At 48.4% G+C, this 13,452-nt stretch carries 9 protein-coding genes and 2 pseudogenes; 9 read left to right on the top strand and 2 right to left on the bottom strand.

The window, feature by feature from the left end; all coding sequences use genetic code 11:
• Positions 1-104: 104 nt before the first annotated feature.
• Both LAY41_RS24640 and LAY41_RS24635 read right to left on the bottom strand, forming a co-directional pair.
• The gene (locus LAY41_RS24640; RefSeq protein ID WP_190463938.1) at positions 105-320 is read right to left on the bottom strand and encodes a hypothetical protein; all 216 of its coding nucleotides are present in this window, start codon (positions 318-320) and stop codon (positions 105-107) included.
• On the bottom strand, positions 307-534 hold the full coding sequence (locus tag LAY41_RS24635) for a hypothetical protein (protein WP_249103868.1): 228 nt from the start codon (positions 532-534) through the stop codon (positions 307-309). The genes LAY41_RS24640 and LAY41_RS24635 overlap by 14 nt, the downstream gene beginning before the upstream one ends.
• On the opposite strand from LAY41_RS24635, the gene LAY41_RS24630 reads away from it, so the two are divergent.
• From LAY41_RS24630 to lpxC, 9 genes and pseudogenes are all read left to right on the top strand, one after another.
• Positions 526-1,116 carry a chromophore lyase CpcT/CpeT gene (locus tag LAY41_RS24630; protein ID WP_249103866.1) on the top strand — a complete coding sequence of 197 codons (591 nt, stop codon included), beginning with the start codon at positions 526-528 and terminating at the stop codon, positions 1,114-1,116. The two genes, LAY41_RS24635 and LAY41_RS24630, sit on opposite strands and share 9 nt — an antisense overlap.
• Before the next feature lie 258 nt (positions 1,117-1,374).
• Positions 1,375-1,923: pseudogene (locus LAY41_RS24625) on the top strand (NAD-dependent epimerase/dehydratase family protein); the annotation flags it as partial.
• A 1,044-nt stretch (positions 1,924-2,967) separates the two neighbouring features.
• Positions 2,968-3,570 (top strand): annotated as a pseudogene (locus tag LAY41_RS24620) (NAD-dependent epimerase/dehydratase family protein); the annotation flags it as partial.
• Positions 3,571-3,585: 15 nt separating this feature from the next.
• On the top strand, positions 3,586-4,224 hold the full coding sequence (locus LAY41_RS24615; protein WP_249103864.1) for a DUF4291 domain-containing protein: 639 nt from the start codon (positions 3,586-3,588) through the stop codon (positions 4,222-4,224).
• A gap of 13 nt (positions 4,225-4,237) precedes the next feature.
• Positions 4,238-5,347, top strand: a complete 1,110-nt coding sequence (locus LAY41_RS24610; RefSeq protein ID WP_249103862.1) for a glycosyltransferase family 4 protein — start codon at positions 4,238-4,240, stop codon at positions 5,345-5,347.
• A gap of 329 nt (positions 5,348-5,676) precedes the next feature.
• Complete coding sequence (locus tag LAY41_RS24605; protein WP_249103860.1) at positions 5,677-8,289, top strand: GAF domain-containing protein; 2,613 nt, start codon at positions 5,677-5,679, stop codon at positions 8,287-8,289.
• A 483-nt stretch (positions 8,290-8,772) separates the two neighbouring features.
• Complete coding sequence (gene purC / locus LAY41_RS24600) at positions 8,773-9,510, top strand: phosphoribosylaminoimidazolesuccinocarboxamide synthase (RefSeq protein WP_420840347.1); 738 nt, start codon at positions 8,773-8,775, stop codon at positions 9,508-9,510.
• A 151-nt stretch (positions 9,511-9,661) separates the two neighbouring features.
• The gene (locus LAY41_RS24595; RefSeq protein ID WP_249103858.1) at positions 9,662-12,271 is read left to right on the top strand and encodes a BamA/TamA family outer membrane protein; all 2,610 of its coding nucleotides are present in this window, start codon (positions 9,662-9,664) and stop codon (positions 12,269-12,271) included.
• Positions 12,272-12,480: 209 nt separating this feature from the next.
• Positions 12,481-13,332 (top strand): UDP-3-O-acyl-N-acetylglucosamine deacetylase, encoded by an 852-nt coding sequence (gene lpxC, locus LAY41_RS24590; protein ID WP_249103857.1) that lies wholly within the window; start codon positions 12,481-12,483, stop codon positions 13,330-13,332.
• The last annotated feature ends 120 nt before the right edge of the window (positions 13,333-13,452 follow it).

The raw sequence follows: 13,452 nt of genomic DNA, 5'->3' as shown, positions 1-13,452 counted from the left end.
AAGAAAAAGGGGGTAGTTTAAGCCGGATTTGGTATTAATCGGTTAGGGAAGCGCTAAATGTTGATTTGCTAGGAGTGTCGAGTTCCGCAAAATCAGTCTGCTATTTACATTACTATTGATAATTCGTCAGCTACTTGAATGCGACCTTTGACGAGAGAGCGAATGAGGCGATCGAGACAGCCGCGTTGTTCATCTGTGGTGGACTCGTCCAGGATCGCAGCCATCATACCATAACGATCGGCTTTGGTGAGGCGGTGGGTGTCGGTAACGGTAGCGATTAGTTCTTCGATTGCGCCGGGGAGGAGGTTAACTGGGGACATGGGGTTGCTTTGAACTCGACATCTTTATCATCCCTCTGTTTCCTTTGATGGTGGGTGATTCTGCCGATATCTCCTCGGTGATAATACTAATGGCGATCGGTGAGTCAAACTGGACTAATATGCGATCGAAGTCACAGTTATGTCCAAGATGGCATTTTGTTAAAATGACTTGCGATCGTTCCGAACAAGCACACTTTAACAAAGAATGACTCATTCCACGGATCTTGCCACTTTAGCTCGCTTGATGGCAGCAGACTTCAGCAACCAAGCCCAAGCCTTTGAAAATCCGCCATTTTATGCCCACATTCGCGTTTGTATGCGTCCCTTACCCCTAGAAGTCCTATCCGGCGTAGGTTTCTTTGTGGAACAAGCCTACGACTATACCCTGAATAACCCTTACCGCGTGCGAGTTCTGAAATTGCTCAATACGGGGAAGCACATCGAAATTGAAAATTACACGGTCAAGGAAGAAGAAAAGTTCTACGGAGCCTCACGCGACAAGAAGCAACTGCAAAACCTCAAAGCAGACCAATTAGAGAAATTACCGGGCTGCAACATGATTGTAGAGTGGACTGGCAGCTGCTTCAAAGGTAGGGTGGAACCAGGTAAAAGTTGCATGGTGTTTCGCAACGGCAGAAACACCTACCTGGATAGCGAATTCGAGATTGATGAGGAAAAGTTTATCAGTCTCGATCGCGGACGCGACCCAGAAACCGACGAACATATCTGGGGTTCTGTAGCTGGCCCCTTCTACTTCGTCCGCTGGGCTACCTTTGCCGACGAGATAAAACTGTAGAGGCACTTGGGCTAGGGAAAGATCGGGAGAGCGGGAGAAAATGTACATAATAATTCCCCCACTCTCCCACTCTCCCACTCCCCCACTCTCCCACTCCCCCACTCTCCCCCTCCCCCACTCTCCCACTCTCCCACTCCCCCACTCTCCCACTCTCCCACTCCCCCACTCCCCCACTCCCGACGCCCTACATTTTCTTAGTTGAGAGTGTACCCAAACCTGGTAGATTTAGCGAGTGTCAGTCAACAAGATTTTAGAAAGATGAGAGTCCTGGTTATTGGTGGCGATGGCTATTGTGGTTGGGCAACTGCACTCTACCTTTCCAACCGAGGTTATGAGGTCGCCATTTTGGATAGCCTAGTGCGGCGACACTGGGATTTAGAGCTTTGCGTTGAGACCCTCACGCCGATCGCACCCATCCAGCACCGCCTCCAGCGCTGGCGCGATCTTACAGGCAAATCCATTGACCTGTTTATTGGCGATATCACCAACTACGATTTCTTGAGCAAAACGCTGCACAAGTTTGAGCCAGAGGCAATAGTACATTTTGGCGAACAGCGATCGGCCCCTTTCTCGATGATCGATCGCGAACACGCCGTACTTACTCAGGTTAACAACGTTGTCGGTACGCTGAATCTCCTATACGCCATGAGGGAAGATTTCCCAGATTGCCACTTGGTGAAATTGGGAACGATGGGCGAGTACGGTACGCCCAACATCGACATCGAAGAAGGTTACATCACGATCGAGCATAACGGTCGCAAAGATACGCTTCCGTATCCTAAGCAACCAGGCAGTTTCTACCACCTGTGTTATGACGACCAAACAGAAGTCTTAACGCGCAATGGCTGGAAACTATTCAAAGATGTTAGTCCAGAAGATGAGGTTGCCACCAGACAGTTGTCCTCAGCACAGCTAGTCTACGCAAAACCGACAGCTTTAATGTCCTACTATTACGAAGGACAGATGTACTGCCTGGAGGGACGGCGACTCGATTTATGTGTCACCCCAAATCATCGCATGGTGACTTCGTACAAAAAGCGCGATGACAGCGAACAGATGCGCTTCGAGGTTGCTGGTGAAATCCTGCATAAGTACAACCGCTACCACATCGGTTGTGAGTGGGAAGGAGAAGAAGTAGCGACGTTTACCTTACCCGGATACAGCTACCTAAACGGCGGATACGTTCCCACAACCAAACCACCAGTCGAGATCCGGATGGATGATTGGTTGTGCTTTTTAGGATGGTATATTGCGGAAGGCTCAGTCGATAGTGGACGCAAGAAAGCGCCAAATCGGATTGCCGTACCTCAGAAATCGGGTCCTCACTCCGACCAAGTTGCCTTAGCATTGGGGCGAATTGCCGATGCTATTGGATGCAGTTATAGCGCTTATCCAATTAAAGACAGCGATTTGATAGTTCACTATCTCTTCAGCACGCAATTGGCTGTTTACCTGAAACATCTGGGTAAAAGCTACGACAAACACATTCCCAAAGAGTTACTCAATCTGTCGCGCCGTCAGCTACGAATTCTCTTCGATGCTTTGATGGAAGGTGACGGAACTTGGATGAACCGAGAAAAGGATTACGGGCGTTATTATACAGTTTCTCGTCAACTGGCAGATGATGTCCAGGAAATTGCGATCAAGTTGGGTCTTTCAGCCAATGTATCTCGTTTTGGGAACGAATATCGGGTAAATATCACCAAATCGACTATTTGCCAAGTTAATCAATTCCCCGAAGAACCGAACGACTGGATGGAAGATTACTGCGGACAGGTTTATTGTTGTGAAGTGCCGGGAGACGGTATTGTACTGGTTCGTCGCAATGGCAAGCCTGTTTGGTGCGGTAACTCTAAAGTTCACGACAGTCACAACATCCACTTTGCCTGTCGGATGTGGGGTTTACGTGCCACAGACTTGAATCAGGGTGTCGTTTATGGCGTGCTGACGGAAGAAACTGGCATGGACGAACTGCTGATTAACCGCCTCGACTACGATGGTGTTTTTGGCACAGCCCTGAATCGGTTCTGCATTCAAGCTGCGATCGGACATCCGATTACAGTGTATGGTAAAGGCGGACAAACTCGCGGTTTCTTGGATATTCGCGATACCGTGCGATGTATGGAAATTGCGATCGCAAACCCAGCAGCTGCCGGTGAATTCCGCGTTTTCAACCAATTCACCGAAATGTTTAGCGTTGGCGACTTAGCCATGATGGTCAAAAAAGCAAGTCATTCCCTCGGACTCGATGTAGAAATCAATCATCTGGATAACCCCAGAATTGAAAAAGAAGAACATTACTTCAACGCTAAAAACACCAGTTTGTTAAGTCTCGGATTGCAGCCTCATTATCTCTCAGAGGCACTGATCGATTCTCTATTAAACTTTGCGGTCAAGTATCAACACCGCGTTGATAAAAACCAAATTCTGCCCAAAGTTTCTTGGCACAGATAGTAGGATTCTATTTTTGTGAGGCTGGTAACAGAACCGTATTTAGCGCAAGTGAGCCGATCGCCAAACACAGGTCATCATATTATAGCCCAGTTTGACGATAATTCTGTTGTTGTCTATCAAGCTTATCGACAGGCGATCGGCCACTTTGCCGCCTCACACGGCTATTTCGGCGGTGAATTTAACCTCAACCGCATGAGTTGGATCAAACCTAACTTTCTCTGGATGATGTATCGTTCCGAATGGGGAACAAAACCAGGACAAGAAGTAATTCTCGCGGTGAAGTTAAAACGATCGGCCTTTGATGGTATTTTGGCAAATATCGTTCATTCCAGCTACATCCCAGATTTGTATAGTAGCGAAGCAGAATGGAAAAAAGCTGTTAAACACTCATCAGTTCGACTGCAATGGGACCGGGATCGTCATCCTAGCGGCGCAAAACTCGAACGACGCGCTATCCAGCTAGGTTTGCGGGGTGAAATTTTATCCCGTTATGCAACAGAATGGATTATCGACATCGAAGATATCTCAGAATTTGTGCAACAACAGCATCAATACAAAAGCGGTGATTTGACAAATTTGCTGACACCCCGCGAGTTGTTGTATCCCGTTACCAATTCCGACATTGCCAAAAAGCTAGGATTATCAGATCCTTAATAACCAGTTTTTTATGCGAATTGCCCTATTCACCGAAACGTTTTTGCCCAAGATTGATGGCATCGTAACGCGCCTGTGCCATACGATCGATCATTTACAGCGTAACGGCGACAAAGTATTAATTTTTTCGCCCGATTATGGTGTGCCGGAATATAAAGGAGCCAAAATTTATGGAGTTCCCGGCTTCCCGCTACCAATGTATCCAGAATTAAAAATGGCAGTACCGCGTCCGGCGATCGGTCACGCCCTAGAAGAATGGAAGCCAGATATCATTCACGTCGTTAACCCAGCTATTTTGGGATTAGCCGGTTTGTTCTACGGAAAAATGCTGAAAATTCCCTTAGTGGCGTCTTACCATACCCATCTACCGCAGTATTTGCAACACTATGGATGGGGAATGCTGGAAGGTTTGTTGTGGGAACTACTTAAATCAGCCCATAATCAAGCAGACTTGAATCTCTGTACTTCAATGGCGATGGTGCAGGAACTGAGAAGCCACGGCATTGAAAGGGTAGATTTGTGGCAGCGGGGAGTCGATACAGAATTGTTTCATCCCGACTTAGCAAGTAGAGAAATGCGATCGCATCTCAGTCAAGGACACCCAGATAGCCCCTTGCTGCTGTATGTAGGTCGTCTGGGTGCCGAAAAAGAAATCGATCGCATCAAACCCGTCCTAGAAGCCATACCAGACGCCCGCCTAGCTTTAGTAGGAGATGGCCCCAATCGAGAAGCCTTAGAGAAACTCTTCGCCGGAACACCCACCAATTTTGTTGGCTATCTGCGAGGCCGAGAACTCACCTCCGCTTATGCTTCTGCCGACGCCTTTATATTCCCCTCCCGCACCGAAACATTGGGATTAGTGTTGCTAGAAGCAATGGCAGCCGGGTGTCCAGTCGTAGCAGCGCGTTCAGGTGGCATTCCCGACATCGTGACAGATGGAATCAACGGCTACTTATTTGACCCCACCGACGAACAAGGTGCGATCGCCGCTACCCAACGCCTGCTAGCCAATCCAGAAGAACGCGAAACAGTACGTCAAAACGCTCGCCAAGAAGCAGAACGGTGGGGCTGGGCAGCCGCCACCCGTCAACTGCAACGCTATTATCAAAAAGGGACTAGCTAGGGGCTAAAAAAGTCACTCATTCAAAAGTCACTCATTCAAAAGTCAAAATGGGCTAGGGGCAGAGGGCTAGAGGGAAGAGGGAAATTTGAAAATACCTTGTTCCTAAGAAGCTAAGCAGATACATTCGTAGTAGGTTGCCTTACCCAAAATAGGTAGTAGGTAGTAGGTAGTAGGGAGTAGGGGCGAAGCATTTTTGGAGATAACTTTTGACTAAGCATCGAAATTTATTGGCAAAAATGCTTCGCCCTTACAGTAGTAGGGAGAGGAAGTCACCACTTCCCCACGCCCCCACTCCCCACTAAATCTAAAATCTAAAATCTAAAATTCTTATGACACTCTCGAACACTGGTAGCGTCCTGGCGACGTTGACTCAGCTGACTCAAGTGCATCGCACCGATGCGCTGATGCAGCGAGTCAAGACTCTTTCCGTTCCGGAATTTGTCTGCCTGCTCGACTTTATCACCGCTGAATTCCAGCAATTTCTGAGAGCGATCGATCTAATCAACGATGAAGCCCTAGAAACGATGCTGGAGAGGACTCTAGAGGCCATTACGCTCAAAATCGGCCAAATTCTCCAGGCAGATCGCACCACGATCTTTTTGGTAGACGTTGATAAAGGCCAACTATGGTCGAAAATATCACAAGGAGAAGGTGAAAAGCCTATTGAAATACGCCTACCGATGAATGTTGGCATTGCCGGTCACGTAGCCACCACTGGCGAATCCCTCAATATCCCCGATGCCTACAATCACCCTCTATTTAATCCAGAATTAGATAAACAGACTAACTATTACACCCGCAACATCCTGTGTATGCCGGTTTTGAGCAGCAAAGAGCAGATAGTAGCCGTAGTTCAGCTAACTAACAAAGCTAGCAATATCCCCTTCAATAGCGAAGACGAAGAGATATTTCGCGATTTTGCGGCCAGCATCGGCATCATCCTGGAAAGCTGTCAGTCCTTCTATGTCGCCGCCCGCAACCAACGCGGCGCAGCTGCACTACTAAAAGCTACCCAAACTCTCGGCCAGAGTCTTGACCTGGAGACTACTTTGCGCTCTGTAATGGATCAAGCCCGTAACCTGATGCAGGCCGATCGCAGTACCCTATTCTTACTCAGCAAAGAAACCGACGAGCTGTGGACAAAAGTTGCCGCCGCAGATGGCAACACTGTGCTGGAAATCCGCATTCCCGCTAACAGGGGAATCGCAGGCTACGTCGCCTCTACGGGGGGGCCGCTGAATATCCCCGACGCCTACAAAGACCCCCGCTTCGACCCCACCACAGACAAGCGTACCGGCTATGTCACCCGGAATATACTCTGTCTGCCCGTTTTTAACTCCAGTAGCCACTTGATCGGCGTTACGCAGTTAATTAACAAAAACCAAGGCAGCTTCACCAGCTCGGATGAAGAATTTATGCGGGCGTTTAATATTCAAGCTGGGATCGCCCTGGAAAATGCCAAACTATTTGAAAATGTTCTTCTTGAAAAGCAATATCAAAAAGATATCCTGCAAAGCCTTTCAGATGCGGTGATTTCCACCGATATGCAAGGCCGAATCGTGACTATAAACGATGCAGCTCTGGAATTGCTGGGTTGCCCCCTGCAACAAACTAGCGGTAAAAGCCACAAGCAGATTTGGGAACAAAAGCTGATAAGTCGCCTTGTCTGGGAGGTCGTGCCGATCGAGAATCTGCAAATGCGGCTACAGGATAGCCTGAAAAATGCGGCGAAGCATTACGTGCCAGAACAAAGCTTGACGGTAGGTTTGTGGGTAGACCCTCCACAGAATAAGGAAGTAGGAGAAAACAACCATCAGCCAAATGCTGAAGACGATACAATATCCTACATTCTGGCAATTCGCGATCGCACCAAACCCGATATCTTTATACCCTGGAACGAACTCGCTACAAATGACGGTTCCGTACCAACCCCCGCTTACGTACCCAAGGAAAAAGTCCAAGAAATAGAACGCAGTATCAATCTGACAGTCAACCCGCTAACTAATCCAGAAGGAGGCGTCCGAGGTGGTTTAGTGGTGTTAGAGGATATCTCTCAAGAAAAACGCATGAAAACCACTCTGTACCGCTACATGACACCCGGCGTAGCCGAACGAGTGATGGCACAGGCGGAAGATTCCTTGATGGTAGGCGAACGCAAGGAAGTGACGATTTTATTTTCCGATATTCGGGGCTACACCACTCTGACGGAAAATTTGGGAGCGGCTAAAGTTGTATCGCTGCTGAATCAGTACTTTGAAACAATGGTAGAGGCAGTCTTTAACCACGAAGGCACGTTGGATAAGTTTATTGGGGATGCTCTGATGGCTGTTTTTGGTGCGCCTCTACCATTAAAGGATCATGCCTGGTTGGCTATTCAAACGGCGCTGGATATGCGTCGGCGTCTTGCTATATTTAACCATCGGCGTATTATTGCCGCTCAGCCGCAAATCCACATTGGGATTGGTATTAGTTCGGGAGATGTGGTTTCGGGGAATATTGGTTCGCAAAAACGAATGGATTATACGGTGATTGGAGATGGCGTTAACCTAAGTTCTCGGTTGGAGGGTGTCACTAAGGAATATGGTTGCGATATTATTTTGAGCGAGTTTACCTATAACCTCTGCGGCGATCGCATCTGGGTGCGCGAACTCGACAAAATCAGGGTCAAGGGAAAACACGAAGCTGTGACTATCTACGAGTTGATTGGCAATTGCACTCAACCTCTTAAGGACTCAGAGCAAGAATTTTTAGCACATTACGGTGCGGGACGAGAAGCTTACTTAGCTAGGGACTTCTTTGGCGCGATCGCCAATTTTGAGAACGCTCAGAAAATCCGTTCCTTTGACCAAGCGATCGCCGTCCACCTAGAACGCGCCCAAAAATATCTCTTAGACCCACCCCCTGAGTCTTGGGATGGCGTTTACAGCATGACAACCAAATAGCGATCGGTCAGTAGTTATTAGTCATTAGGGACCCAATGACTAATTTTAGATTTCAGATTTCAGATTTAAAATTCAAAATAAATCTTCTCCTTTTTCTTCAACTTAAAATTTCCCAAAGCCCGATGCCAGATGCGCGATCATATCATGTCCTTACGCATTGATTGCAAGAGAAAAATCGCTCTCTTATCTGCGTTAATCGGCGTTAATCTGTCTTCATCTGCGGTAAAAATTCAACCCAGGATGACAACAGACAATTTGCCGTATCACTCTTACACTACCGATGCAACCGGACAGGATATGATACTGAATCCTCTGCAATGACCCCTCTTATCTCAATCGAGTGTAGGGACAATTCATGAATTGTCCCTACAATGTTTAGGCCAAAAATTAAAAGTGGGATAATAAACCCGGATTCCATATAACTATTGACTAATGACTGATGACCAATGACTATTGACTATTGACTACTGACATCTGACCAAAATGCAAAAACTATACGAAGGCAAAGCCAAAATTATTTACACCACAGATGAGGCCCAGATACTGCTCGCCCACTTCAAAGACGATGCTACTGCCTTTAATGCCCAGAAGCGCGGTACTATCGTTGGCAAAGGCGAGATCAACTGTAAAATTTCCAGTCATTTATTCCAACTTCTAGAAGCTAAAGGCATTTCGACTCACTTCATCGACAGCCCTGCCCCGAACCAAATGCGCGTTTGCCGCGTACAAATTTTACCTTTAGAAGTAGTTGTCAGAAACATCGCTGCCGGTAGTCTTTGCAAGCAAACCGGGTTGCCAGAAGGCACAATTCTCAAACAGCCGTTGGTCGAATTTTACTACAAGAATGACGGCCTGGGAGACCCTCTCCTGACACGCGATCGTCTCTTTTTGCTGGAACTGGCCACCCCGGAACAAGTCTCTAGACTCCAGGAACTCGCCTTGCAGATCGACGAAATCCTCAGCGTATTTTTTAACCAGTGCGGCATTACTCTGGTAGACTTCAAGCTGGAGTTTGGTCTTGACCAGCAGCAAAAACTGCTCCTAGCCGACGAAATCAGTCCCGACACTTGTCGTCTGTGGGATCGGTCCGAAGCCGATCCCGATCGCCGAGTCATGGATAAAGACCGCTTCCGCCGCGACTTGGGAGATGTAGAAAGCGCCTATCAGCAAGTCTTGGAGAGAGTTCTAGAAGGGGTGAAGGAAGAAGGGGCTAGGGGCTAGGGGCTAGGGGCTCTTGAGCAGAGGGGCTCTTGAGCAGAGGGGAAAAGAAGAAGATTTCAGATTTCAGATAACAAAATTGAAATAAAATCTAAAATCTAAAATCTAAAATTCCCAATTATGGTGTGTGGAAGTGCTAAACAAAGTGAACAAAATGCGTTTATCTCCAGTTTTGGTAGTAGCTATTACTTGGGCTACCCTCGGTTTACAACATTCGGCAAACGGACAAACCTCGGATTCCCAAGCAGCTATAGCCAACAATCTATCGTTTGGGCAAGGCTTTACTCACATAAATACTTTGCCATTACCAGATCGGCAGGATCTAGGGATCACGGCTCATTCGGGTCATATAGAAACTGCCCTAGCGGACAAGCTCTTACTTGAGGTAGGAACTTTACCTCACAGTAAAGCTGTTGAGTCGTTACAAGAACTGCCAAATCTACCTGGGCAGAGGGGCTCTTGGGCAGAGGGGCTCTTGAGCAGAGGGGAAAAGGAGAGGATTTCAGCGTCATCTGAGCCTATTTATTCTAATTCTTCCTCTGCCTCCAGTGCCCCCCAAAATTGGGGGGTTGGGGGGCTCCAAGATACAGACAAAGCTGAGAACCCCTTTCATCCAGAATCTTTACTTATCAATCATTTCCCTACTGAATCGCAATTTCTCGCCCAAACAACCGATCGAAACCGACCAACGGATACCCAGACAACACCAAGGGTAGAACCCACAGAGCAAACGCAGCCCGCAGACGATACACCACCGCGAGAAAATACCGAACCAGAAACACCTAGAAACGTCGAATCTACACCTGCAACACCGCCATCTCAAGGAGTTCCACCCCAAGGAACCCCAGCCCCCGAACAAGAAACGCCCAATCAACTTGAGTTTAACCTCACTCCTGGGGGACGATCGCCTGCAAACCCCCAGATCGATATTCCCGAACGTGCGCCTTCTACTCCACCCATAAACGTCCAACCAAGTGAAGCCCCACCAGTAGATTCACGGGTGTTGGTGGCAGAAGTACTAGTAAACGGGGTAGAAGGGAAACTGCAATCGATCGTTTATGATGCCATTCGCACCCGCCCCGGACGCACTACAACACGCTCTCAATTACAAGAAGACATTAATGCTATCTTTGCCACCGGCTACTTCTCTAAAGTCAGGGCTGAGCCAAGCGATACTTCTTTGGGCGTAAGAGTGACTTTTGTGGTAGAAGCTAACCCGGTGCTGCGTTCTGTACAGGTGGAAGGCAATCAAGCTTTGCCCCAAACTGTCGTTCAGGAAACTTTTCGCGAACAGTACAACGAGATCCTCAACTTCCGTGACCTACAGGAGGGCATCAAGCGCTTAGAACAGTGGTACAAAGACAAGGGCTATGTCTTAGCCCAAGTGGTTGACACGCGGGTCAATCCAGACGGAACGGTCACTCTGTCGGTTGCTGAAGGGGTGGTGGAGAATATTCAAGTCCGCTTCTTGAATAAGGAAGGAGAAGCAACAAACGAGCAAGGTCAGCCGATCCGAGGTCGTACCCGATCGTATATTGTGACTAGGGAACTGGCGCTTAAACCCGGTCAGGTATTTAACCGCAACGAGGTACAAAGAGATTTACAGCGGGTGTTTCGTCTGGGTTTGTTTGAAGATGTCCAAGTTTCGTTGAATCCAGGACAAGACCCGCGAAGAGTAAATGTGATCGTGAATGTGAAGGAAAGGAATGCGGGTTCGATCGCAGCTGGTGCTGGGATTAGTTCTGCTTCCGGCTTATTTGGTACGGTTAGCTATCAGCAGCAAAACCTGGGCGGAAACAACCAGAAGATAGGGGCAGAGGTGCAGTTGGGTCAGCGGGAGCTGCTGTTTGACTTGCGCTTTACTGACCCCTGGATTGGTGGTGACCCCTACCGCACTTCCTATACTGTGAATTTCTTCCGACGCCGCTCTATTTCTTTGATTTTTGATGGTGGCGATCCAGAAATTAGGCTGCCGAATGAAGATCGCCCTCGCATTCTCCGCATCGGTGGTGGTGTTACTTTTAACCGTCCCCTGTCAAAAAATCCCCTAGCCGAATCGGAATGGGTATCGTCTTTGGGACTTCAATATCAGCGAGTTTCTATTCGCGATCGCGATGGCGACATCAGTCCGGTAGATGAATTGGGCAACGATCTCAGTTTTAGCGGTGAGGGGAAAGACGATCTGCTATTAGTCCAACTTGGCTTAGTGCGCGATCGACGCAACAATCCCCTGCGGACTACCAGCGGTTCTTTACTGCGGTTTGGTCTGGAACAGTCGGTGCCGATCGGTCTGGGGAATGTTTTCCTGACTCGTCTGCGCGGCAGCTACAGTTATTACATTCCAGTCAAATTCACTAACTTCACGACCGGCGCACAGTCTCTCGCTTTTAACGTTCAAGGGGGAACCGTGCTGGGTGATTTGCCTCCCTATGAGGCTTTTTCCCTGGGTGGCAGTAATTCTGTGCGTGGGTATGAAGAAGGGGATTTGGGCAGCGGTCGCACTTATTTGCAAGCTACTGCTGAGTATCGCTTCCCGGTTTTTTCTGTGATCGGTGGAGCTCTTTTCATTGATTTTGGCACGGATATTGGCAGTGGTGGAAGCGTCCCAGGCGATCCGGCTGGAGCGCGGGGTAAACCCGGTACAGGTTTCGGCTACGGTCTAGGCGTCCGAATTCAATCTCCGCTAGGGCCGATCAGAATAGATTATGGCCTCAATGACAACGGCGACTCTCGCATTCACTTCGGCATTGGCGAACGCTTCTAAAAGGGGCTAGAAAAGTCAAAAGTCAAAAGAAAGAAGAAGGGGCTAGAACACCAGTCCATTAATTGTTGTTGACAAAAGTAATAAAGTGTGATTGCCTATACAGCACTTGGTCGGGCGAAGCATTCGGGCAAAAAATAATGGACGATCGCGATCGATTACTCCCCGAATCCTTCGCCCCTACATAATCTTGTGGCGGGAAGGGGTAATTAATGAAAATTCAACAAACACTATTGACAGCTTTTGAAATGTCTGGCGTAGGACTCCACAGTGGCATAGTCACTAAAGTACGAGTACTTCCCGCATCTCGTGGTGAAGGTCGTTACTTTGTCCGTGTCGATCTGCCAGAAGGCCCGATCGTACCGGCACGTTTAGAAGCTGTCAGTCAGACTCTTCTCTCCACTCAGCTAGGTGAAGGTTCAATTTCTGTCTGCACTGTGGAACATTTGCTGGCAGCTTTGGCAGGAATGGGTGTGGATGATGCTCGCATTGAGATAGATGGCCCAGAAGTGCCTCTGCTGGATGGATCGGCCTCTGTTTGGGTAGAAGCGATCGCTCGCGTAGGACTGCTCTCCCACTCTCCCCCTCTCCCCCTCTCCCCCTCTCCCCCCGCCCTCCCAGAACCCATCTGGCTTTATCAAGGAGATGCCTTTGTGGCGGCTATACCGGCGACTGAGACTCGATTTACCTACGGGATTGATTTCGACTTGCCAGCGATCGGCAATCAGTGGTATAGCTGGTCACCAAGCAGGGAAAGTTTTGAGTCGGCGATCGCTCCCGCCCGCACTTTTGGTTTAGCACACCAAATCGACGATCTGCGTGCCAAAGGTTTAATCAAAGGCGGCAGCTTAGACAATGCGCTGGTTTGCGATGCTAATGGCTGGATTAATCCACCTTTGAGATTTGCAAATGAACCAGTACGTCATAAAATTTTAGATTTAGTAGGCGATCTGAGTTTGCTCGGAACTTTTCCTGTGGCTCACTTCTTGGCCTACAAAGCAAGCCACAACTTGCACATCCAACTGGCCCGATTGTTGAGGAAGGGGCTAGGGGCTAGGGACTAGGGGGAAGATTTTAGATTTCAGATTTCTTTGTTGAAATTAAATCTAAAATCTAAAATTCCCCTCTCCCTCTCCCCCTCTCCCTCTCTCCCCCTCTCCCCCTCTCCCCCTCTTCCTCTCTCC

Origin of the sequence: Argonema galeatum A003/A1, assembly GCF_023333595.1 — a bacterium.
Lineage (GTDB): Bacteria > Cyanobacteriota > Cyanobacteriia > Cyanobacteriales > Aerosakkonemataceae > Argonema > Argonema galeatum.
Note: the sequence above shows the minus strand (reverse complement) of the source record. Positions and strands in the feature narration are given on the sequence as shown.

Bases quoted from the DNA above. Each gene is read 5' to 3' on its own strand.
- LAY41_RS24640 (WP_190463938.1), bottom strand. From the start codon at position 320: ATGTCCCCAGTTAACCTCCTCCCCGGCGCAATCGAAGAACTAATCGCT.
- LAY41_RS24630 (WP_249103866.1), top strand. From the start codon at position 526: ATGACTCATTCCACGGATCTTGCCACTTTAGCTCGCTTGATGGCAGCA.
- LAY41_RS24635 (WP_249103868.1), bottom strand. From the start codon at position 534: ATGAGTCATTCTTTGTTAAAGTGTGCTTGTTCGGAACGATCGCAAGTC.
- LAY41_RS24610 (WP_249103862.1), top strand. From the start codon at position 4,238: ATGCGAATTGCCCTATTCACCGAAACGTTTTTGCCCAAGATTGATGGC.
- LAY41_RS24605 (WP_249103860.1), top strand. From the start codon at position 5,677: ATGACACTCTCGAACACTGGTAGCGTCCTGGCGACGTTGACTCAGCTG.
- purC (WP_420840347.1), top strand. From the start codon at position 8,773: ATGCAAAAACTATACGAAGGCAAAGCCAAAATTATTTACACCACAGAT.
- LAY41_RS24595 (WP_249103858.1), top strand. From the start codon at position 9,662: ATGCGTTTATCTCCAGTTTTGGTAGTAGCTATTACTTGGGCTACCCTC.
- lpxC (WP_249103857.1), top strand. From the start codon at position 12,481: ATGAAAATTCAACAAACACTATTGACAGCTTTTGAAATGTCTGGCGTA.